General features: G+C 67.1%; 16 protein-coding genes and 2 tRNA genes. 15 read left to right on the forward strand and 3 right to left on the reverse strand.

The window, feature by feature from the left end; translation table 11 throughout:
• Positions 1-741 precede the first annotated feature (741 nt).
• The 3 genes from Q8O14_06585 to Q8O14_06595 all read left to right on the forward strand — a co-directional run bounded on the left by Q8O14_06585 (position 742) and on the right by Q8O14_06595 (position 7,393).
• The gene (locus Q8O14_06585; GenBank protein ID MDP2360404.1) at positions 742-1,887 is read left to right on the forward strand and encodes an alanine dehydrogenase; all 1,146 of its coding nucleotides are present in this window, start codon (positions 742-744) and stop codon (positions 1,885-1,887) included.
• The gene (locus tag Q8O14_06590; protein ID MDP2360405.1) at positions 1,884-3,176 is read left to right on the forward strand and encodes an acetyl-CoA hydrolase/transferase C-terminal domain-containing protein; all 1,293 of its coding nucleotides are present in this window, start codon (positions 1,884-1,886) and stop codon (positions 3,174-3,176) included. The genes Q8O14_06585 and Q8O14_06590 overlap by 4 nt, the downstream gene beginning before the upstream one ends.
• A 269-nt stretch (positions 3,177-3,445) precedes the next feature.
• Entirely contained in the window at positions 3,446-7,393 is a 3,948-nt protein-coding gene (locus Q8O14_06595; protein ID MDP2360406.1) for a hypothetical protein, read from the forward strand.
• Positions 7,394-7,463: 70 nt separating this feature from the next.
• Here the strand turns inward: Q8O14_06595 and Q8O14_06600 are convergent, their stop codons facing one another.
• The 3 genes from Q8O14_06600 to Q8O14_06610 all read right to left on the reverse strand — a co-directional run bounded on the left by Q8O14_06600 (position 7,464) and on the right by Q8O14_06610 (position 12,066).
• Complete coding sequence (locus tag Q8O14_06600; protein MDP2360407.1) at positions 7,464-10,208, reverse strand: putative LPS assembly protein LptD; 2,745 nt, start codon at positions 10,206-10,208, stop codon at positions 7,464-7,466.
• On the reverse strand, positions 10,208-11,902 hold the full coding sequence (locus tag Q8O14_06605) for a carbon starvation CstA family protein (GenBank protein MDP2360408.1): 1,695 nt from the start codon (positions 11,900-11,902) through the stop codon (positions 10,208-10,210). The genes Q8O14_06600 and Q8O14_06605 overlap by 1 nt, the downstream gene beginning before the upstream one ends.
• 90 nt (positions 11,903-11,992) lie before the next feature.
• Positions 11,993-12,066, reverse strand: a tRNA-Val gene (locus Q8O14_06610).
• A 145-nt stretch (positions 12,067-12,211) separates the two neighbouring features.
• On the opposite strand from Q8O14_06610, the gene gap reads away from it, so the two are divergent.
• The 12 genes from gap to Q8O14_06670 form a co-directional block, all read left to right on the forward strand.
• A complete protein-coding gene (gap, locus tag Q8O14_06615; protein ID MDP2360409.1) occupies positions 12,212-13,213 on the forward strand; it encodes a type I glyceraldehyde-3-phosphate dehydrogenase in 1,002 nt (333 codons plus the stop codon).
• 74 nt (positions 13,214-13,287) lie between these two features.
• Complete coding sequence (locus Q8O14_06620; GenBank protein ID MDP2360410.1) at positions 13,288-14,484, forward strand: phosphoglycerate kinase; 1,197 nt, start codon at positions 13,288-13,290, stop codon at positions 14,482-14,484.
• A 72-nt stretch (positions 14,485-14,556) separates the two neighbouring features.
• Entirely contained in the window at positions 14,557-15,324 is a 768-nt protein-coding gene (tpiA, locus tag Q8O14_06625) for a triose-phosphate isomerase (protein MDP2360411.1), read from the forward strand.
• A gap of 13 nt (positions 15,325-15,337) precedes the next feature.
• Positions 15,338-15,688, forward strand: a complete 351-nt coding sequence (secG, locus tag Q8O14_06630; GenBank protein ID MDP2360412.1) for a preprotein translocase subunit SecG — start codon at positions 15,338-15,340, stop codon at positions 15,686-15,688.
• 17 nt (positions 15,689-15,705) lie between these two features.
• Positions 15,706-15,789, forward strand: a tRNA-Leu gene (locus tag Q8O14_06635).
• Positions 15,790-15,908: 119 nt separating this feature from the next.
• Positions 15,909-16,886 carry a tetratricopeptide repeat protein gene (locus Q8O14_06640; GenBank protein ID MDP2360413.1) on the forward strand — a complete coding sequence of 326 codons (978 nt, stop codon included), beginning with the start codon at positions 15,909-15,911 and terminating at the stop codon, positions 16,884-16,886.
• A 197-nt stretch (positions 16,887-17,083) separates the two neighbouring features.
• On the forward strand, positions 17,084-18,463 hold the full coding sequence (gene rsxC / locus Q8O14_06645) for an electron transport complex subunit RsxC (GenBank protein ID MDP2360414.1): 1,380 nt from the start codon (positions 17,084-17,086) through the stop codon (positions 18,461-18,463).
• Positions 18,460-19,446 (forward strand): RnfABCDGE type electron transport complex subunit D, encoded by a 987-nt coding sequence (locus Q8O14_06650; protein MDP2360415.1) that lies wholly within the window; start codon positions 18,460-18,462, stop codon positions 19,444-19,446. Before rsxC ends, Q8O14_06650 begins: the two co-directional genes overlap by 4 nt.
• A complete protein-coding gene (locus tag Q8O14_06655; GenBank protein ID MDP2360416.1) occupies positions 19,443-20,240 on the forward strand; it encodes an FMN-binding protein in 798 nt (265 codons plus the stop codon). The genes Q8O14_06650 and Q8O14_06655 overlap by 4 nt, the downstream gene beginning before the upstream one ends.
• On the forward strand, positions 20,237-20,929 hold the full coding sequence (locus Q8O14_06660) for an electron transport complex subunit E (GenBank protein ID MDP2360417.1): 693 nt from the start codon (positions 20,237-20,239) through the stop codon (positions 20,927-20,929). The genes Q8O14_06655 and Q8O14_06660 overlap by 4 nt, the downstream gene beginning before the upstream one ends.
• Entirely contained in the window at positions 20,929-21,501 is a 573-nt protein-coding gene (locus tag Q8O14_06665) for an RnfABCDGE type electron transport complex subunit A (protein MDP2360418.1), read from the forward strand. Before Q8O14_06660 ends, Q8O14_06665 begins: the two co-directional genes overlap by 1 nt.
• A gap of 22 nt (positions 21,502-21,523) precedes the next feature.
• Positions 21,524-21,822 (forward strand): twin-arginine translocation signal domain-containing protein (locus Q8O14_06670; GenBank protein MDP2360419.1); only part of this gene is annotated, 299 nt, incomplete at its 3' end.

Consider the following 21,822-nt stretch of genomic DNA (forward strand, 5'->3'; position numbering starts at 1 on the left):
GTTTCCCAGGCGACGAAACAGGCGACGGGTGGCATTCAGGTCGCCGGGCAATTGCTGGATCGTTGGGCGAACAGCCCCGGGTGCCAGGATGGCGGCGGTGATGGAATTCTGGTGGACATCCAGTCCCACCCACGTGGTGGAAGTGTTACTCTCATGCATGGCCGGGCTCCTTACGTTTCTGGGCACTGCCCAGTGTGGCTCTGGTCCCTCGTGGATCAACCCACGGCCAACGTAGGGACCCGGCCGTTCCATAAGGTCTAGTCCACCTTCGCCGTGCGCCTGTCATCGGATCGACGCCCGTCCCTGGAGATGACAGCGGCTCCGGGGACGGGTTTTTGATAGGCGGGAAGGGCACATGGACGGAAACGCCAGGCATCCACCCCTGAAGCTTCCCGCTTCCTGGAGAAAAGCTGATCATGACCTGATGGTCGAGGGCGGAGCTTGGCGCAGGGTCTCTGCCCCTCGCAAGCTTTGAGGCCCTGGACCATGGACGGGGCCGGCCCAGGCCGCTTCCCGAAGCCGAGGCCATCGCAGGCGGAAGTGGACGCCCGATTCCCAATCCCGCGCAGGGCCGCCGCCTGATTCCCAGCCCTGCACCGGCCATGGCCCCCCCCTGCCCAAGATCAGCTTTGCCCACGACGTGTTCGACTCCTCATGGATTGGCACGGCTTTTGAGTGGATGGACATGCCCCGTGCGGACTCGTGGGAAGGGTTGGGCGGGCAGCGAACAGGAGGAATACCATGCAATTCAGTCTGGCCAAAGAAGTCCGGCGCGGCGAACATCGGGTGGCCTTGACTCCCAGCGGGGTCGGGCAGCTCATCGCCGCCGGGCAGGAGGTCTTCGTGCAGTCCGGCGCGGGCACCGCCTCCCATTTCACGGATCAGGAGTACCAGGACGTGGGCGGCACCATCGTCTACACGCCGGAGGAGGCTTACGCCCGCGGTGAAGTCGTGGTCAAGGTGCTGCCACCCAAGGAGGAGGAGACGGAGCTGATCCGGGAGGATTGCTGTCTGGTCAGCTTCCTGCAGATCGCCGCCGGCCGGGACCGCCTGCTGGACACCCTGCTCAAGGAGAGGATCCTCGCCCTGGGCCTGGAGCTGGTCTCCCACCAGGATGGCCGCAAACCCCTGGTCACCGCCATGAGCGAGATCGCCGGCCAGCTGGCCATTCAATTCGGCGCCAACTACCTGCTCAGCGACCATGGCGGCCGCGGCATCCTGCTGGGTTCCATTCCCGGCATCAGCGGCGCCACCGTGACCATTCTCGGCGCCGGCACGCTGGGCACCATGGCCGCCCGCACGGCGCTGGGCATGGGCGCCCAGGTGGTCTTGCTGGACCGGGACATCTCGCAGCTTCGCAGGGCCGAGCACTCCCTGGGCCACGTGGCGACGATGATGGCCACGTCCAACAACATCCGTCGTGCCCTGGCCTTTGCCGACATCGCCATCGGCGCCGTCAGCCTCCCGGGGGACCGCACTCCCCATCTGGTCGACCGCGAGATGGTGCGCGGCATGAAGGCCGGATCCGTCATCGTGGACACCTCGGTGGACATGGGCGGTTGCTTTGAGACCAGCCGCCCCACCACCATCGAGAGCCCCACCTTCATCGCCGAGGACGTGGTCCATTGCTGCATTCCCAACCTGCCCAGCCTGGTCTGCCGCACCTCCAGCCGCGCCCTCTCGCACAGCATCGCGCCCTTGCTGCTCGAGATGGCCCGGGAGGGTGGCGCCATTCCTCTGCTGCGGCGCATCCAGGGCCTTCGAGACGGGGTGGTGACGATCGGGGGCCAGGTGACCAACGCGCGGGTGGCGGAGCTCTACGGTCGCCCGCTGGGTGATCTGATGGCGGCCCTGGCCGCCCTGAGCGATAAGGAGGGCGGACGATGAGCTGGGTGACCCGCTACCGGGAGCGCTGCGTCAGCGCCGAGGAGGCGGTCCGCGTGGTGAAGAGCGGGGACACGGTGCATATCCACCCGGGTTGCGCCATCCCCACACGGCTCGTCAACGCCATGTCGGCCCGCTGGCAGGAATTGGAGAATGTTGAGATCCTGCACATTCTCACCTTCAATCCGGCGCCCTATGTGGCGCCCGAGATGAAGGGGCACTTCCACCACACGGCGCTCTTCACCGGCGCCAATGTGCGGGAGGCGGTCAACGAGGGGCGAGCCGACTACGTGCCCGTCTTCCTCTCCGAGATTCCCGCCCTTTTCCGCAACGAGTATCCCATCGACGTCTCCATCATCCACGTCTCGCCGCCCGATGAGCACGGCTTCTGCAGCTACGGGATCGGCGACGAGGTGACCAAGCCCGCCACCGAGGCGGCCCGCATCGTCATCGCCCAGGTCAACCCGCGCATGCCCCGGGTCCATGGCGACAACTTCATCCATGTCAGCAAGATCAAGGCCTTCGTCGAGGTGGACGATCCCCTTGTGGAGATCGTGCAGGGTACGGTCAGCGAACGCAACAAGGCCATCGGGCGCAACGTGGCCGGCCTGATCGAGGACGGGTCCACCTTGCAGATGGGCATCGGCGGCATTCCCGACGCCGTCCTGCTCTACCTGGAGGACAAGCGCGATCTGGGCATCCACACCGAGATGTTTTCGGACGGGGTGGTCAAGCTGGTGGAGGAGGGGGTCATCACCAATGACCGCAAGACCTTCCACCCGGGCAAAATGGTCGCCAGCTTCTGCATGGGCACCAAGCGACTCTATGATTTCGTGGCGGACAACCCGCTGATCGAGTTCCATCCCAGCCATTACGTCAACGACCCCTTCAACGTGGCCAGGAACGAACGGATGGTGGCGATCAACAGCGCCATCTCAGTGGATCTGACCGGCCAGGTGAACAGCGACTCCATCGGCACCCGCATCTATAGCGGTTTCGGCGGACAGGTGGACTTCATCCGCGGCGCCGCTCGCTCCGCCGGCGGCAAGCCGATCATCGCCCTGCCGGCCACGGCCAAGTCGGACACGCAGAGCCGCATCGTGCCCACGCTGGCCCCGGGTGCCGGCGTCGTCACGTCCCGGGCCGATGTCCACTACATCGTCACGGAGTTCGGTGTGGCCTATTTGCACGGCAAGAGCATCCGCCAGCGGACGCGAGCCCTCATCGACATCGCCGCACCCGCTTTCCGCGAGGAACTGGAGCGCCAGGCCCGGGAGCTCAAGTACCTGTAGCTGGCCCGTCAAGCCGCAGACCCGAGCAGGGGCCGTCTCTGGGCGGCCCTTTTCCCGTCCATGCCGTCGATCGATCCTTGAGACGCCCCGCCGCCCTTATCCATGAATGATTTTCAATTTCATCAAGACAGGTGACAGGGCACACACCTGTTCAGCCCTTGACATTCAACCTTGGGGCCATCAGCCGGCAGCCGGTTGCGGCTCCTGTCATCCTTCCTCCTTCAGCGCCGCTCCGGTGACCGCCGGACACACACAGCAAGGAGATCATCATGAACAGCGTGGCGTGGGCGATCTTGGCGCCGTGGCAGCGGCGCGCATTGGCTGGCGCGACGGTCTGGCTGGTTCTGTGGCCCCTGGCTCTGGCCCATGGCCAGTGTCCACCGGTCATGCCGCCGCCCAACGCGATTTACGAACTGGAACCCAACAACACTCCACCCCAGGCCCAGCCCTGGCCCTTCCCACAGCCGGTCTACGGCGAACAAACGACCGTGGGCGATCCGGACTGCTTCCTGCTGCTCGGCGTGCCGCCGGATCAGGCGGTCCGTTTCCTGGTCGTGCCCGACACCTTCAATCCCCGCCTGCGCTTGTGGGGTATGACCGCCGGCATCTGGACCATGCTGCTGGAGGCGGACGAGGCCGGCTATTGCGAAGCCGAGCAAGTCGTCTACGGCGGCTGGGATCCCTGCCAGGTTGCCGTGCCGGTGGAGCAGCTGGTCTTGCAGGTGGTGCGCAGCCCCCTGCAGCCTCCCACGAACGGCTCCTACCTGGCCACGGCGGAGCTGGTGTCCAGCAACATCCCACCGGGCGACTGCTGCGCCTATCCCATCGTGGTGGGCGGCTTTCCCTACACGGACACGCAGACCACTTCCGCCTCCTACCGCGACATGGGATTCAACAGCTCGGCGGACGTCTGGTACCGGCTGGAGCTGGCCCAGGGCGGCATCCTGCGGGCAGAGACCTGCGCGGCGGCCACCACCTTCGACACCATGCTCTGGCTGGTGGGCGATGATTGCCAGACGGTCCTCCACTCCAACGACAACAGCCTCGTCTGTGGTCCCCTTTCCACCAAGAGCCACCTGGCCTGGACCCTGTTGGCCGGCACCTACTATGTGGTGGTGGAGGGCAACGGCGCGGCGACGGGAACCTACCAGCTGGACCTGACCCTGGCCACCTGCAACCAGGTGGTGCCCGGCCCGGGCGCCCTCCTCGAGCTGGAGCCCAACGACGAGTGGATGATGGCCCAGCCCTGGCCGGCCAGCATGCAGCTCTTCGGCGAGCAGACCTTGATGGGCGACGCGGACTGGTTCCGGCTGGAGAGCGCGGGCGTGCATGGCGAGTACTCGGTCACGATCCAGCCCGACACCTTCGACCCGGTGGTGACGGCCTACGTGCTCACGGACCTGGGCGTCGTGCCGGTGGCCACGGCCAACAGCGGCGGCTTCTGCGAGAGCGAGCAACTCACCTTCTTCGTCGATCCCTGCGCCCCCATCCACATCGTGGGCGGCCCCTACGTCGCGGTCACGCAGAACGAGGTGGGCATGCCCATGCACGGCCACTACGCCGGCTCGTTCAGCGTTGGCCCGAACCCGATCCCGGCGGGCGACTGCTGCCAGTATCCGATCAGCGTGGGAGCCTTTCCGTACACCGACACGCAGGCCACTACCTCCGGCTTCCGCGACCAGGGCTTCAACGCCAGCGCCGACGTCTGGTACCGCCTGGATCTGGACCAGGGCGGCGTGCTCACGGCCCAGACCTGCGCCGCGGCCACCACCTTCGACACCATGCTGCGCGTCCTGGATGACGACTGCCAGACGGTGCTGGATTCCAACAACGACAGCAACATTTGCGGCCTGGGCTCGTCGAGGAGCTGGCTGAGCAAGGCGCTGGCGGCAGGCACTTGCTATGTGATGGTGGAGGGCAACGGCAACGCCACGGGCACCTTCCAGCTTGATCTGAGCTTCCTTGGCTGCAACGCCGTCGTGCCCGGACCCGGCGCCCTGTGGGAGTTGGAGCCCAACGACGAGCCCGAGATGGCCATGCCCTGGCCCCCTGAGCTGCAGCTCTACGGAGAGCAGACGAGCGCCGGCGACCCCGATTTCTTCCACCTGATTCTGCCGAACCTGCTGGACGGCTTCGAGCTGATGATTGAAGCGGACACCTTCGATCCCGTGGTGCGCGTCCATGCCCTCACGGAGGACGGCTTGTTCCTCATGGCCGTGGCGGACAATGGCGGTTTCTGCCAAAGCGAAGCGGTGGCCGTGGCGCCCTGGGATCCCTGTCTCAACCTGGTTCCCCTCCTGGGATGGGTGGTGGAAGTGTCGCCCTCCTCCCAGAGTCCGCTCAGCGACGGACACTATCTGGGAACGGCGACGGTGATTCCTTCGACCGTCGCGGCCGGCGACTGCTGCGCCTACCCCATCCCCGTGGGCAGCCTGCCCTACAGCGACACGCAGACCACGTCCACGGGCTTCCGCGACATGGGCTTCGGCGCCTCCCCTGACGTCTGGTACGAATTGTCCCTGAGCCAGGGCGGCGTGCTCACGGCGCATAGCTGCGGCGGCAGCAGCAATTTTGACACGATGCTGCGCCTGCTGGACGACGACTGCGCCACCGTGATCGCCTCCAACGACAATTCCCTCATGTGTGGCAGCGGCTCCGCGCAGAGCTGGCTCAGCGCCTGCGTCAGCGCCGGCACCTACTACGTGATGGTCGAGGGCGGCGGCAACGCCAGTGGCACCTTCACCTTGAATCTTGCCCTGCGACCGGGCGCCGCCCAAGCCCGGCTCATCGCCGGGGAATGGGGCGCCGACGCCGAGGAGTGGCACCAGCGCTTCACCGACGAGACCAGCCACCTCTGGCTCTTGCCCGACGATCCCTGCCGCAGCATCCAGCAGGTGCTTTTCCGCGGGACGTCGGAGAGTGGCGCCTGGGTCGTGCTGGGCGTCGACACGGACGGCTGGGAGCCGCCCATGGCCACGGAGCGAGTGCCCCAGCCGGACGGCGACGGCTGGTTCTGCGACTTCGACCCGGGCCTGCTGCGCCTGGAGCCGGGGCTCATCCACTTCGCGGCGGACCTCACACTGGAGGATGGTTCGTTGGTCACGGTGGAGACGACCAGCTGGTACGCGCCCAACCTGAGCGCGGACTGGCTCTCCCTGGAGCTGGAACGGGAGATCACCCTGCATGGCGGCATCCTGACCGTCTACCCGCAGCCGGACAACCAGGATTTGACCCTCTCGTGGAAACTGGGGGAGAAGGTGCCCCAATGGAGCCGTGAGGTGCCGCCGGAGTGGCAGCGCCCGGTCTCCGACACCCATTGCACCCCCACGGCGGCGGCCGCCTGCCTGGAATGGCTGGACGCCACCTACGGCACCAACGTCACCGGCGGCTTGTCGGGTGACGAACTGATCACGGGTCTGGGCAACGCCATGGACACCAACGTGGGCGGCTCCGGCACGACCGGTTCCGGCCTGCGGGAGGGCTTGCAGGACTGGATTGGCGACAACGGTGGCGGCTACACGGTCCACACCGATCTCCACGGCGACACGGATGGCATGCAGGAGCAGGGGGAGTCCCAGAATCAGGATGTCATCGCGACGCTCCAGTGGGCGGGCGGCGGCTCCCACAGTGTGACGCTCAGCTCCTTCAACAACGTGCCCAATGAGGATGGCACCCACACGGTGGACTTCATGGACCCGTGGACCGGCAGCACCCAGGAGGGGAGTTTCAACCCGGACACGGGCGCCTTCAGCGGCTATGGCAGCGGCAGCGATTCCGGAGCCCTGGGCAGCGTCACCTACGTCTGCCCCGTGGAGCAGGAGCCGGGCGGCGGAGGCAGCGGCGAGGGCGGCAGCGGCATGGGTCCACTTGTACCTGGCGGCTTGGGCATTCCCGTCCAGCCGGGCTGGTGGTGGCTCAAGCTGACCTTCATCGACTCCTTCGGCATGGCCGCGGAGCGCTTCCATCTGGTGCGGAGCCTGGCGCCCGGGGAGCCGCTCGTGAGCATCGAGCTGCTGCCGGAGAGCAACCAGGTGCGCTTGAGCTGGGATCCCGTGGACGACGCCACTGGCTATCGCATCTACCGGCACGTGGACAGCTTCTTCGACGTCTTCACCATGGATCCGTGGCTGGAGACGGACCAGACGGAGGCCTTCGACGCCACGGGTCCGGCCGGCACCCGCTGGTGCTACAGGGTGACGGCGGTCTACCCCCGCTAGGCTTCCGCCAGAACGATGGAATGGGGCCGGATCCCGCGCGGGCAGGGTCCGGCTCCCTGCTCTTGCCAGGTCAGAAGGAAGCGTAGACCCCGGTGCGTCCCTTGCGCTTGTCCCATTTGAGGTCTTCAAGCAGGTCGCTTTTCACCCGGATGAGCAGGTGGTAGGAGGAGCGGCGCGGATCCCAGGTGAAGTGCCCCTCCCAGCAGTGCATGTCGCGATAGACGTTGATGCTCTGCGAGGAGAAGCTGCGCGCCTCGAGGTCGTAGTGCAGGCCGCTGGACACCTTCCAGTGCCGGGCCAGATTGAGGCTGCCGCGCAGGTTGACGAGGCTGCGCTTGCTGGGATGGAGGGGGTTGCTCTTGTCCAGGCTCCAGGACCAGGTGGTGCTGAGGTCCCAGGGAATGCCGAGATCGGCGCTGCCGAAACGCGGCGAGAAACGGTTCTCCTCGTCGTCCGCCGGCACCGGCTCCGCCGCGGCGCGGCTCCGGCCCCCGCTGAAACGCGTGCTGACCGTGACGCTGGTGGAGGCCAGGCGGGGCAGGCGCCCATCCTGCCAGGCATAGCGGGCGATGCGCTGACCGGTGGCGGGATTCACCTGGTAGGGGCTGTGCACCGTGCTCATCTGCAGGTTGAGGCTGCCCAGGGGGCCCAGGCGCAGGCCGGCCGCCTGGAGCGGGTCCAGGGACCAGTTGCTGCTGATGTTGGACAGCTTCATGCTGTCCAGCATGAAGTCATAGGACGTGGAGGTGGTCAGGCGCAGCAGGTCGCTCTTGACGGAACGGGGCGGGGGACGCCTTCCGCCTCCCGCCGGCGGGGAGCCTCCGCCCCCCAGGCTGTCATCGGCGGCGGGCTGGCGCGTGGTCCATTTGCTCTGCCAGAGCTGGCCCAGGGACATGTTGAGGGCCAGGCTCTCGCGCGAGGGCGTGGCGCCATAGATGGAGCTGCGGAAGCGGTCGAGCCGCAGGAGCAGGCTGTCGCCCTGGCGCGCCTCTTTCACGTAGCCCCAGCCGGAGGTCGAGAAATCCGGCGTCCAGGTGGCGGAGAGGGAGGGGCTGACCACATGGCGCAGGGCCTCCAGACCCCCCAGGCGCGGATAGACGATGCCGTAGAACTGGGTGGAGGCGGAGAGGCTCGTGTTGAAGGTCTGGCGCGCCGCGAAGCCGGAGCGGACCCGCGCATCAAGGGCGCCGTCGGGCCGCCGCGTCCATTCACTCGTCTCGTCCACCCAGACGGAAGTGGCGTTGATGGAAGGAGTAAGGGCCAGGGCGCCCACCTTGCCGGGCACGGAGAATCCCAGGTTGTGGCGCGCCCCGCGCTGGCTCCGCGCCTGCCAGAGATCCAGGCCGTCCATCTCGTAACGGTTCTCCGCCCGGCTGGACAGCTTCAGGGTGGAACCGGCCAACCAGTCTCCCACCCCCGCCGCCGCTCCCGCTCCCGCTCCTGACGCGGAGGCCGTGCCGCGGGCGCCCCGCGAGCGGTCCGAAGCCAGCGAGCGCAGCGGAGTCCAGGTGGGGAAGCTCAGGTCCAGCACAGGCAGGCTGCCGCTGGTGATGCCTGTCTCCAGGTTCTGGTTGCCCGAGCCGTTCAAGGTCCAGCGCACCCCCTGGTCGGGAAAGAGACCGGAGAGACTGAGGTTGCTGGAAAGATTCTGGGTGAGGCGGATCTCCTGGTTGTCGCTGGTCTCCTGGTAGTATTGCTTGCTGGAGGCCAGCGCCACCTTGGAGCGAAGGCTGATGTAGGGCGTCAGCGCCTGGTCGTGGGACCAGCGCAGGTCCCAGCCCTCCCGCGAACTGGTGCGGGCCACGTTGTAGCTGCCCGACAGGCTGCCCCGGTCGGCCGCACGCCACTTGTAGCGCGTGATGCTCTCGAAGAGCCAGTCGGGACCCAGTTCGGCGTAGCTGAGCCGGAGCTGCGTGTCCCAGGTGTCGGCGGCGGCCCAGTACCAGCCCAGATGGTCCAGCTTGCGCCCCTGTTGTTCGGTCTGGCCGTAGCTGGGGAGGATCAGTCCGCTGGCGCGGCCCCGCTTCAGGCTGAAGAGGGCGACCGGCGAATAGAGGGTGGGGACCTGGCCGAAGTGCAGGGTCACGTCGCTGGCGAAGACACGGTCGCGCATCAACATCTTGAGCCGGCGAGCCTCGAAGTGGAAGTGGGGGCAATCCTCGTCGCAGGTGGTGAAGACGGCGTCGGACACGTGCATCTCGCGCGTGGCGACACGCTTGATGCGGGTGCCGCCGTAGAGGCTGAGATCCTCCGCCGCCCGCCCGTCCCGGATGAATCCCTGCCGCGTGTTGATGTCGAGGGACATCCACCGCCCGTAAAGGACCTGGTTGCCGTCGCTGAAGACCGGCCAGGGCAGGCGGGCGTCCAGGGCCAGGGAGTCCGGCCGCTCCGGCGGACGGGGCGCCACCCCCGTCCGGGCGTCCGCCCGTCCCGCCAGGCGTTGCCCTCCGCCCAGTCCCAGGTTGCCACCACAGCCTTCGGCCAGCGCTTCGTCGCCGGTGGACCAGGCCTCCACCCGGTCACGCTCCCAATCCACCAGGATCTCGGGGCTTTCCAGGGTCATGCCCAGGAAGGAGAGGCGGGATGAGCCGCTGAGCAGGGTGCGGCGACTTTGCACCTCCATGAAGAGGCTGTCCGCCGTGTAGGTGACGATGGAATCACGGGCCGGCGAGTAACCGCTGCCGACCAGGTAGTCGGCCGGGTTGAAGCTGGCCGCCCCGGCCGCGGGGGCCAGACCCGCGCTCAGCAGGAGAAGGCCCCACGCCGGCAGAACCGATCTCGTGGCAGCACGCTGCGATGGAGGCTGGCTGATCATCAGCAGGGACAGTCCGGCAGGTCGGCCGGCGGGCCATGACCGGTCGTCGGGGGGAGGGCTTCAGCATCTGATGGGCGGCGCAGAGCCCGCCACGCCTCCCCGGCCAGCACCAGGGACAGGGCAAGAAGGAGGAGGGCCATCAGGGCAAGCAGCCAGTACCCGCGCAGGGCGTTCTGCCAAAGCAGCTGGGCCAGGGCCGTGATGGTCACGGCGAACATGAAGAACATGGGGAGGCGTACATGCCAGGCCCGATCCCGCCCCTGGCTGCGGCGCGACAGCCAGACGGTCACGGCCAGCAGCGCCAAGGTGGCCAGCAGTTGGTTGGCGGCCCCGAAAATGGGCCAGATCGCCTTGCCGACGTTGGAGACGAGCAGCAGCGCACCCGCCCCCACCGTCACGAGAGTGGCGATGTGGCGGCCACGCAGCCAGGCGGCTGTCGGCCAGGCCGCCTCCGCCAATTCCTGAAACAGGTAGCGGGCGATGCGCGTGGCCGTGTCCAGGCTGGTCAAGGCGAAAGCGGAGACAGCCAGGCTGACAAAGATGCGTCCGCTTGATTCCGGCAGGCCGAGCACGGCCATGATGGAGGCCAGGCCGGCCGCGAAGCGGGAGATGGCTTCGCCCGTCGTCATTCCTTGCAGGTCTGCCACCCCCAGGGTGGCACCCACCACGATGAGGGCCACCACCGCCAGCAGGCACTCGATGAGCATGGCGCCGATGGCCACCGGGCGGGCGTCCGATTCCCGACTCAACTGCCGGGCCGTCGTGCCCGACGAGACCAGGCTGTGGAAACCGCTGATGGCGCCGCACGCCACTGTCACAAAGAGAATGGGGAAGAGGGTGCCGAGCTGGGGGTCGTGGAAACCCACGAAGACGGGCACCTTCAGGATCGGGTCGGCGACCAGGATCCCGGCCAGCCCGCCCGCCATCAGGGCGTAGAGCAGGAAGCTGTTGAGGTAGTCCCGCGGCTGCAGGAGCAGGTGGACGGGGGTTACGCTGGCCAGGTAGACATAAAGGAGGATAAGACCTTGCCAGGCGAAGAGGCTGCCGCCAGGCCCCAGGACGGGTCGCAGGTCCATCGGCCAGGCCAGGCCGGCCCAGAGCGTCAGGCAGATGAAGGGAAGGGCGATCAGCGTGAGGAGCGCCAGGGGCAGGCCCCGTCGCAAAAAGAAACCGAACACAATCGCCAGTAGAAGGAATCCGATGGAGCTGGTGGCGGCGGCGGGCTCGGCCGTGAAGGTGCCGCCAACCAGAATGGTGAAGACGGCCACCACCAGGAGCAGGGCCAGCCAGCTGAAGAGCAGGAAAAGCAGGCGGCCCCGCGCCCCGATGTGGCGCTCCACGACGCGACCGATCGTGTCGCCCCGGTGACGCAGGGAGGCGACCAGGCTGCTGAAGTCGTGGACGACGCCGAGCAGGATGCCGCCCAGGATGACCCACAGCCAGACCGGCAGCCAGCCAAAGCCCGCCGCCAGCACGGGTCCGACGATGGGGCCGGCGCCGGCGATGGAGGCGAAATGATGGCCGAAGAGGACGGGGGCGCGGGCAGGCACGAAATCCACCCCATCGCCGCGGGCGAGCGCCGGGGTGGGCTCGGCATCATTCAGCTGGTAGCGGCGGGAGAGGCGGCGGCCCTGGATGAGGTACGCGGCGCCCAGCAGGAGGACGCTGACCACCATCAGCAAACGTCCCGACACGGGTCCTCCCGGTTTCAGGCCGCGCGGGAGGCGGCCTTCCATGAAAAAGCCGCGTTGCCGCGGCTAGGACGGCCACTGGGTGCGGCCGGATGGGCGATGCGGGGCTCGAACCTGCGACCTCTGGTATGTGAGACCAGCGCTCTGACCAACTGAGCTAATCGCCCGACAGGCCATCAACATATTACGTGTGCCGCGGCCAGTCAAGGGCCGTGGCGCGGTGGCGCGGTATGCTATCTTCCGCTGTGCGGCCGTCCCGATGGCCCCACGGCGGACTCGTCATTACAAGCATTCATCATCGCGAGGCCCATCATGTCCATCAAGATCGGCATCAACGGCTTCGGCCGCATTGGTCGACTGGTTCTGAAGCGCGCCCTGGCCGTGGGCGGCATCGAAGTCGTCGGCATCAACGACCTGACCAGCGCCGCCACCCTGGCACATCTGCTCAAGTACGACTCCACCCACGGGCGCTTTCCCGGCCAGGTGGAGGTGGATGGCGAAGCCCTGGTGGTGGACGGCCACCGCATGCCCGTCAGCGCCCACAAGGATCCGACCCTCATCCCCTGGAAGCAGTTGGGCGCCCGCATCGTGGTGGAATCCACCGGCGTCTTCACGACCAGCGCCGATCTGGACAAGCACCTGGCCGGCGGGGCCGAGCGCGTGGTCCTGACCGTTCCGCCCAAGGACGCCATCGACAACATCATAGTGATGGGCGTCAACGACGAAGCCCTCAAGCCCACGGACCGCAAGGTCTCCAACGCCTCCTGCACCACCAATTGCCTGGCGCCGGTGGCCAAGGTCCTGCATGACTCCTTCGGCATCCTGCATGGGCTGATGACCACCGTGCACGCCTACACCAACGATCAGCGCATCCTCGATTACCCGCACAAGGATCTGCGGCGGGCGCGCAGCGCCGCCGTCAACATCATTCCCACCACCACGGGCGCGGCCCGGGCCGTGGGCAAGGTGATCCCCGCCCTGGCCGGCAAGCTGGACGGATTCGCCCTGCGCGTCCCGGTGGTGGACGGCTCGGTGGTGGACCTCAGCTGCCGGCTGGCCCGCGCCACCACGCCGGCCGAGATCAACGCCGCCATGCGCGCCGCGGCCGAGGGTCCGATGAAGGGCGTCCTCGAATACACGGAGGACCCCATCGTCTCCACCGATGTGGTCGGCAACTCCCACAGCAGCATCTTCGACGCCAAGCTGACCACCGTGATCGAGGGCGATTTCGTGAAGGTGGTCGCCTGGTACGACAACGAGTGGGGTTACAGTTGCCGCGTGGTGGACCTGGTCAAGCGCGTGGCCGCACTCTGACGAAGCGGCCGATCAGGCCCGGGTGCGCCGGCCCGCCGCGGCGGACGGTGTGGTGACGATTCGGGGAGGATGGCATGCCCAAGCTCAGTGTGCGAGAACTGCAGGTCAAGGGTCGACGTGTCCTCTGCCGCGTGGACTTCAATGTCCCCCTGGACAAGGAGGGCCGCGTCACGGACAATCTGCGCATCCGCGCGGCCCTGCCCACCATCCGCCTGCTCCTCGAGGGGGGCGCCCGCCTCATCCTCATGAGCCATCTGGGCCGGCCCAAGGGCGGACCGGAAGCGAAGTACAGCTTGGCGCCGGTGCAGGCCGAGCTGGCCAGCCTGCTGGGCCGGGCGGTCCAGCTCTCGGCGGACTGCGACTCGGAGGCCACCCTGGCCCAGGCCTTGGCGCTGCGGGATGGCGAGGTCCTCCTGCTCGAGAACCTGCGCTTCCACCCTGGCGAGGAGAAGAACGATCCGGCCTTCGCCGCCGCCCTGGCCCGCCTGGGGGAGGTGTATGTCAACGATGCCTTCGGGACCGCCCACCGCGCCCACGCCTCCACCGAGGGTGCGGCGCGCCTTCTGGGCAAGGGCGCCGCCGGTCTGCTTATGGAGCGGGAATTGCGCTACCTGCACGACGAGTTGGCGCACCCCGCCCGCCCCTTCGTCGCCGTGCTGGGGGGAGCCAAGGTCTCCGGCAAGATCGATGTGATCACCAGCCTGCTGGAGAAGGTTGATTGCGTGATCGTGGGCGGCGGCATGGTCTTCACCTTTTTCCAGGCGATGGGCCTGCCCATCGGGCGCAGCCTGCTGGAAGAGGACCGCGTGGCCCTGGCGGGGGAGATCCTCGCCCGATTCCGCCAGCGCGGAGTTGAGCTCTTGTTGCCGGTGGACATCCTGGTGGCCGAGTCCGTCAGCGCCGGATCACCGGCCCGGGTGTGCCCGCGCGAGGGGATTCCCGCCGACGGAATTGGCGTGGACATCGGACCAGCTTCCCTCGAGTTGTTCCGCCGGCGCCTGGAAGAGGCCAGAACGGTGGTTTGGAATGGGCCGATGGGGATTTTCGAGATCGAGGACTTCGCCGCTGGAACCAAAGGGGTCGCCCTGGCAATCGGCGAGGCCACCCGCCGTGGCGCGGCCACCATCGTCGGGGGCGGCGACAGCGCGGCGGCGGTCCAGGCCTTCGGTCTGGAGGACCGCTTCAGCCACATCTCGACGGGGGGCGGGGCCAGCCTGGAATTGCTGGAAGGACGGGTGCTGCCCGGAGTGGCCGCCCTGAGCGAGGCTTGAGCCCGGCATCCGACCTTGCGCCGCCGGGCCTGAAACGTTAACCTTTGCGCTTTCGCCAAGTTTGGAAGGACCATGCGCAGATTGCTGATCGCCGGCAACTGGAAGATGCACATGCTGAACCACGAGGCGGTCGGCCTCGCGCGGCAGCTGAAAGTGCGGCTGCTGGGCGTGCATCGGGTCGGAGTGGTGGTCTTCCCACCCTTCACCGCCCTCACCTCGGTGGCGGAAATCCTGAGCGATGCCGATATCCAGCTGGGCGCGCAGAACCTGCATGACCAGCGCAGCGGCGCCTTCACCGGAGAAGTGTCCGGCGACATGGTGCGCAGCGCAGGTGGCACGTGGGTGCTGGTTGGCCACAGCGAGCGGCGCCAGCATTTCGGGGATTCCGATGGATGGATCAATCGCAAGGTCCACGCCGCGCTGGAAGCCGGATTGCGGCCGATCCTCTGTTTGGGCGAGACGCTGGAGGAGAGGCGTGCAGGACGTCTGACCGAGGTGTTGCGGCGCCAGTTGAGCCAGGCTTTGGCCGGCTTGACCCCGCATTCCGCGGCCGAGCTGAGCCTTGCCTATGAGCCGGTTTGGGCCATTGGCACCGGTGTGGTCGCCACGCCGGCGCAGGCGCAGGAGGCGCATCAGTCCCTGCGCGCTTGGCTGGCGGAGGCCCTGGGCGCCGCTCATGCCGACGCCTGCCCGATTCTATATGGAGGGTCGGTCAAGGCGGACAACGCCCGGGAACTCCTGGGCATGCCCGACATTGACGGTGCCCTGGTGGGAGGCGCCAGCCTCAAGATGGAAGATTTCAGCGCCATCGTCCAAGCGGGCGAAGGCATCGTGAAGTGAGTGAGGACGCACTGTGTACATCACCATTGTCTTGCTGGCCATTCTCGTAGCCATATTCTTGATGGTCATCATCTTGATGCAATCTTCCAAAGGCGGTGGCCTGTCCGCCACTTTCGGCGGGGCGGGGGGAGAAGCCATGCTTTCATCTCGCCAGGCGGCCACTGTCCTGCACAAAGTGACCATCTATCTGGTTGCCTCCTTCATGGCGCTGTGCCTTCTGGCGACCATGTTGTCGGGCCGCGGCGGCGGCGAGTTGCGCCCGCTGACCTCCGGCGCCTTGCAGGAGCAAAGCACAGCCAGCGGATTCAATGCCAGCATTCCGGTCCTGCCCCCGGAGACCCCGGGAACCGGCGGGGGGGACTAATCGTATAGGGTCGGCCTGCCCGAGTGGTGAAATTGGCAGACACGCCATCTTGAGGGGGTGGTGTCCTCACGGACGTGCCGGTTCAAGTCCGGCCTCGGGCATGGCCCTGTCGGCGACAGGGCCATTTTAACAGGGTGGACAACCCACCAAGCAAGCGGGGGAACCCAACATGAGAACCTATCTGATCCTAGCCATCGGCCTGTTGATGGCTGTCCTCACTGTGCTGGCGCAGACCCCGGAACTGGATGCGAAGAAGAAGGACATTGATCGGCTGGTCCAGGAGATGGGAGTGGCGGGCAGTCCGGAGGAGTACGACGCACTCAAGAAGAAGTACGACACCGCGGTGGATGACTACCGCAAGCTGCGAGCCAGACACCAGAGCGAGAATGACCAGGACGTGGCCTGCAAAACGGCCCTGAACTCCTCCATTGCCTCGTACAAGGATCGGGACTACACGGCCGCCCGCACGCATGCCATGAATGCCCAGAAGACCTGTCCCGACAATGCCCAGGCCGCCTACATGCTCGGCTTGGCGGAGCGCAAGCTGGGCAACTATCAGGCGGCGCTTGCCGCCCTGGGCAAGGCGACCCAGCTCGATCCGGAGGATACCAAGGCCATTCTGGAAAAGGCCCGCATGTTGGCCGGCGAGATGAAGCGTCCACGGGAAGCTGCGGACGTGCTGGATGCCATGATCGCCCAGCATCCCACCGAGGCTCGACCCTGGTTTGAAAAGGGCAAGATCTTCCTCGAGCAGAGAAATTTCGAGATGGCGATCCCGGCCCTGGAGCAAGCCGTGGTGGTGGATCCCAGCTTCACCCGGGGTTGGGTGACCCTGACCCAGGCCTGTGTGGAAGCCCACGACTGCGAGAAGGCCATCAAGGCGGCTGCCAATGCGTTGAAGGACAAAGGGAACCGGGACATTGCCGAGGTCTACTATCATCAGGCAACGGCTTACAACCAGTGCTCGCAGTTTGACAAGGCGATCGAAGCGGCTGACGCCTGTTTGGAAAATGTGTCCAAGTTGAAGCAGAACAAGAGCTTCATCCAGGGAGGTGCCCATTACGAGAAGGGCGTCGCCTTGATGAAGCGCGGCATGTTGGACACTGCCAAGAAGTCCTTCCAGGACGCATCCGCATTTATTGAATGGCGTCAAAGCGCCAACTTTGAGTTGGACGCCATCAAGAAGGACCAAGGCTGACCCGTTGAACATCGAACCGAAAAGGGCCTCAACAAGGGCCCTTTTTCATGTGCACAGCCAGTCAATCGTGATGCTGCCGGCGGGTGGATCCACCGCCGGGAGCTTTGGCCATCGACCAAGTGAAGCCCCCTCGGACTTGTAAGTTAACTTGACAATATTTTAACTTTGTGGGGTTCCATCTGTGGCGGGGAGGCCCCATGTCCTGGCTTGGATTCCGTCCCACCTTCAAGGGTGGTGTTCATCCCGGTGACGAAAAGGATCTGACAGCGGACCGTCCGCTGGAGAGAATGCCGGATCCGGAATTGTTGCTGGTGCCTTTGCAGCAACATCTGGGTCGACCGGCCCAAATTCTTGTCAAGAAGGGTGATTGGGTCCGCCAAGGCCAATGTCTGGCTGCCGCTGGAGAGGGGATCAGCGCCGCTGTGTTGGCACCCAGGGCCGGTCTGGTGCAGGCCGTGGAACAGGGCGGTACTGCCTCCGGCTTCCCAGGATCCCTCATCGTGATCAAGCCGGGTCCGCCCCCTGCCCAGGATGGAACCGAGCCCTTTCCCACCGAGCCGCTGGACCTGCCCCCCCTGGATCCAGACACCGTGAGCGCGGGCGAGCTCGTGGCGCGGGCGCGGGAAGCCGGGCTGGTCGGCCAGGGCGGGGCCGCCTTTCCCATGGCGGTCAAGCTGTCACCCCCGACGGGAACCCGCCTGGACCTGTTGATCATCAACGGTTGCGAATGTGAGCCCTACTTGACCCGCGATTACCGGCTGATGTTGGAAGAACCGGACGCCCTGCTTGAGGGAGCGGTGCTGGTGGCCCGGGCCCTGGCTGTCCCTCGCGTGGTGATCGGGGTCGAGGACAACAAGCCGCGGGCGGTCGAAGCGCTGACGGAAGCGCTGACCCGTTGGGAGCCGACGGCGGGTGTCCGTCTGGAGATCCTGTCCGTGCGCACCAAGTATCCCCAGGGCGCCGAGAAGATGTTGATCGAAGCGATCACCGGAAGGCGGGTGCCGCCGGGCAAGCTGCCCATGTCCGTGGGCGCCGTCGTGCAGAACGTGGGCACGGCCTTGGCCTTGCGCGAGGCGGTGGTGCTGGGCCGGGTCCAGACCGAGGCCGTGCTGACCGTCAGCGGCCGCGGCATCCAGCGACCGGCCAACCTGCGGGTGCCGGTGGGGACGCCCCTGGCCGATGTGCTGGACTATTGCGGCGGTTTTCTGCCCGAGGCGGCCCGTCTCATCGTGGGCGGACCCATGATGGGCGTGGCCCAGCATGACCTGGCCGCCCCGGTGGTGAAAGCCTGCTCCGGCATCCTGGTCTTGAGTGGGGAGGAGCTGGGGGCGGACATGGAGTCCGGCACTTGCCTGCGCTGCGGACGCTGCGTGGACGCCTGTCCCCTTCAGCTGGTGCCCAGCCGCCTGGCCCGCCTCACCGCATTGGGACGGGCGGAGGAGGCGCGCGACGAGGGCATCGAGGTCTGCATGGAGTGCGGCACCTGTGCCTTCGCCTGTCCGGCCCATCTTCCCCTGGTGCAATGGCTCAGGCTGGGCAAGCAGCAGGCCCGGTCCCTGGCTCGGAGTGCGTCATGACGGACAAGCAGACGGGCGGGCAGCTCGCCCTTTCCCTGGCCACCTCGCCACACCTGCACAGTCGCTGGACGACCGCCCGGCTGATGTGGGTGGTCAATCTCTGCCTGCTGCCGTCCCTCGCCGCCGGCCTGGCCTTTTTCGGCTGGCGCGCTCTTTTCACGGTGGCGGCGGCGGTGGCCGGTTCCCTGGCCGCCGAGGCCCTGGTGGCATGGTGGCGGAAGCTGCCCCTCGCCCTGGACGACGGATCGGCCCTGCTGACCGGCCTTCTGCTGGGACTCATCGTGCCGCCCGCTCTTCCCCTGTGGATGGCCCTGCTGGGCGGCGCCGTGTCCATCGGTCTGGGCAAGGCCGTTTTCGGCGGTCTGGGCATGAACATCTTCAATCCCGCACTGGTGGGTCGCGCCTTTCTCCAGGCCGCCTTTCCCGTGGCCATGACCACCTGGTCGGCCAACCGCCTGGCGGTGGACGCCATCAGCACGGCCACCCCGCTGGCCCTGGTCAAATTCCGCGAGCCCGGCCTCAGTGTGATGGATGTGGCGCCGCCCCTGCGCGACCTCCTGCTTGGAACCACGGCCGGCAGCCTGGGCGAGACCAGCGCGCTGGCCGTGCTGGCTGGCGGCCTCGTCCTGCTCGTCCTCAAGGTCGCCAACTGGAGGATTCCCGCCGCCATGGTCCTGGGAGCCCTGATCCTGGGATCGCTCTTCTGGCTGTCGAACCCCGCCGCCTGGCCCCACCCCCTCTTCCACCTGCTTTCTGGCGGCTTCCTGCTGGGCGCCTTGTTCATGGCGACGGACCTGGTGACCAGTCCCCTCACGGCGCGCGGCATGTGGATCTTCGGACTGGGCGCCGGACTCCTCACCGTGCTCATCCGCCTGTTCGGCGGCCTGCCGGAGGGGGTCATGTACTCCCTTCTCATCATGAACGCGGCCGTGCCCCTCATCAACCGCTGGACCCGGCCCCGGATCTATGGAGCGGCCCGATGAAAACCATCCTGCACATGCTGGCCACCCTCAGTCTGGTGGGGCTTCTGTCGGGAGGGGCGCTGGCCCTGGTCAACGCCTGGGCGGGCCCGCTGATCGAGGCGAACGAGACACGAGTGAAGCTGGCCGCGGTGATGGAGGTGGTGCCGGGCGGCGTCCGTTCGCAGCCCTTGGCCGAACTGGCCCCCGCCTCCGACCTGGATGCCTACCTCGTGTTCACCTCCAGCGGCGAGCCAGCCGGCTGGGCGGTGGTGGGGACGGGCACCGGCTTCTCCGACAAGATCCGCCTGATGGTGGGACTCAGTCCGGATCTTGAGCAGACGCTGGGTCTGAAGGTGCTCAAGGACGCCGAGACGCCCGGCCTGGGCACGGAGATCCGGGCGGGAGCCTTCCCCGACCGCTTCTTCGGGCGGGGAGGAGAAGCGCCCAGCCTGGCGCTGCAGGAACTGAAAGTGGTGAAAGGAGCGCCGGCGGCTCCCCATGAGATCCAGGCGATCACCGGGGCCACCATCAGCTCCAAGGCCGTGGTGCGCATTGTCAACGACTGTGTCGCCCGCCTGCGCGCCGTGGCAGCCGGTCGGGCTTGGGCCTTCGATGGGATTCGCGCCCATGTCGAGGGCCATTCGACGGGGATTTTGCGTCGCGCAATGGCATTTGCTCGCAAGAAATCTGCGTCGAATGGGACCGACAGGCCCGACGCGAGCGTCGGGTGGGGCGATGAAGACCGCGAAGTGGCTAAACCCGACAGGCTGCTAGGTCCGGTGGCGGCGGCCCAGCGGATGGAGGGCGGGGCATGAAAGCGCGTCCGAGCGCCCGGCAGGAGGTCGTCAAAGGCCTGTGGGACCAGAATCCCATCCTGCGCCAGTTGCTGGGGCTGTGTCCGGCCCTGGCCGTCACCGTCTCCGCCATCAACGGCGTGGCCATGGGCCTGGCCGTGATCTTTGTCCTGTCCTGCTCCAATGTCCTGGTCAGCCTGCTGCGGAGGCTGATTCCCGCCCAGGTGCGCATCGCCGCCTACATCGTCATCATCGCCACCTTCGTCACGATCGTGGACCTGGTGATGAAGGCGCGCTTCCCCGGGCTGAGCCAGTCCCTCGGCGCCTTCATTCCGCTCATCGTGGTCAACTGCATCATCCTGGGCCGGGCCGAGGCCTTCGCCAGCCGCAACCACCCGGGGCGCGCCCTGCTGGACGCCCTGGGCATGGGGGTCGGCTTCACCATCACCCTCACCGTGCTGGGCGGCGTGCGCGAGATCCTGGGCTCGGGCGCCCTCTTCGGCCTCACCCTGGTTCCGGGCTGGGAGGCCTGGGTGGTGATGATCCTGCCCGCTGGCGGCTTCCTCACCCTGGGCCTGATGCTGGCCGTGGTCAATCTCATCACCCGCCGGCGGGACGTGCTGGGCCGCCAGGCCCTCGTGGAGGAGTCACGGGTGGTCCGCCGCGTCGAGCTGCGCGGTCCGGCCAGCGCCGCGGGAGGGCCCGCCTGATGGACTTGCTGCTCATCTTCCTGGGCGCGGCCGTGGTCAACAACTTCGTGCTCAGCTATTTCCTTGGCATCTGCCCCTTCGTGGGCGTGTCGGGGCGCGTCAGCAGCGCCCTCTCCATGGGCCTGGCCACCACCTTCGTCATGACGATGACGGCCATGGTCACCTGGCTCATCCAGGCCTACCTGCTCGACCCGCTGGGTCTGGGCTTCCTGCAGACCGTCTCCTTCATCCTGGTGGTGGCGTCGCTGGTCCAATTCGTCGAGATGGTGATCAAGAAGGCCAGTCCGCCCCTCTACCGGACCCTGGGCATCTACCTGCCCCTCATCACGACCAATTGCGCCATCCTGGGCCTGGCCCTCTTCATCCAGCTGCGGGGGCACGGCTTCATCGAAGGCCTCGTCTTCGCCCTGGGCGCGGGCGGAGGTTTCACCCTGGCCCTCTGCCTGATGGCCGGCATCCGCGAGGAACTGGAGCTGGCCAGCGTGCCGCCCAGCTTGCGCGGGGCGGGTATCACCCTGCTTGTCGCGGGAATCATGGCATTGGCCTTCATGGGTTTCGCTGGAATGATCTGAAGTTTGTCATGAGGATCGACTTATGAGCACGAGGCGGGATTTCCTCAAACGGACCCTGGTGGTGGGCGTGGCCTTCGGCCTGGGCCTGTGGCGCGGTCTGGACCAGGCCGGACAAGGGGATCGCTGGGAACTGGCGGCCCGCCTGCCGGCCGGTGAGGAGGATGCCCTGTGGGAGCTGGCCGGCCACCTGGGCGTGACGCCGGATGGCTGCCGGCGGCGTCCGCTGGGCGACGCCCCCGGGGCGGACCTGGTCCTGCTGCGCAACGGCCGCCTGCTCGAGCCCGCCGCCTGGCCCGCCGCGGCGCTGGCCCTGCGCCGGCG

The sequence above is a fragment of the bacterium genome, assembly GCA_030685015.1.
In the GTDB taxonomy this organism is placed as follows: domain Bacteria; phylum CAIWAD01; class CAIWAD01; order CAIWAD01; family CAIWAD01; genus CAIWAD01.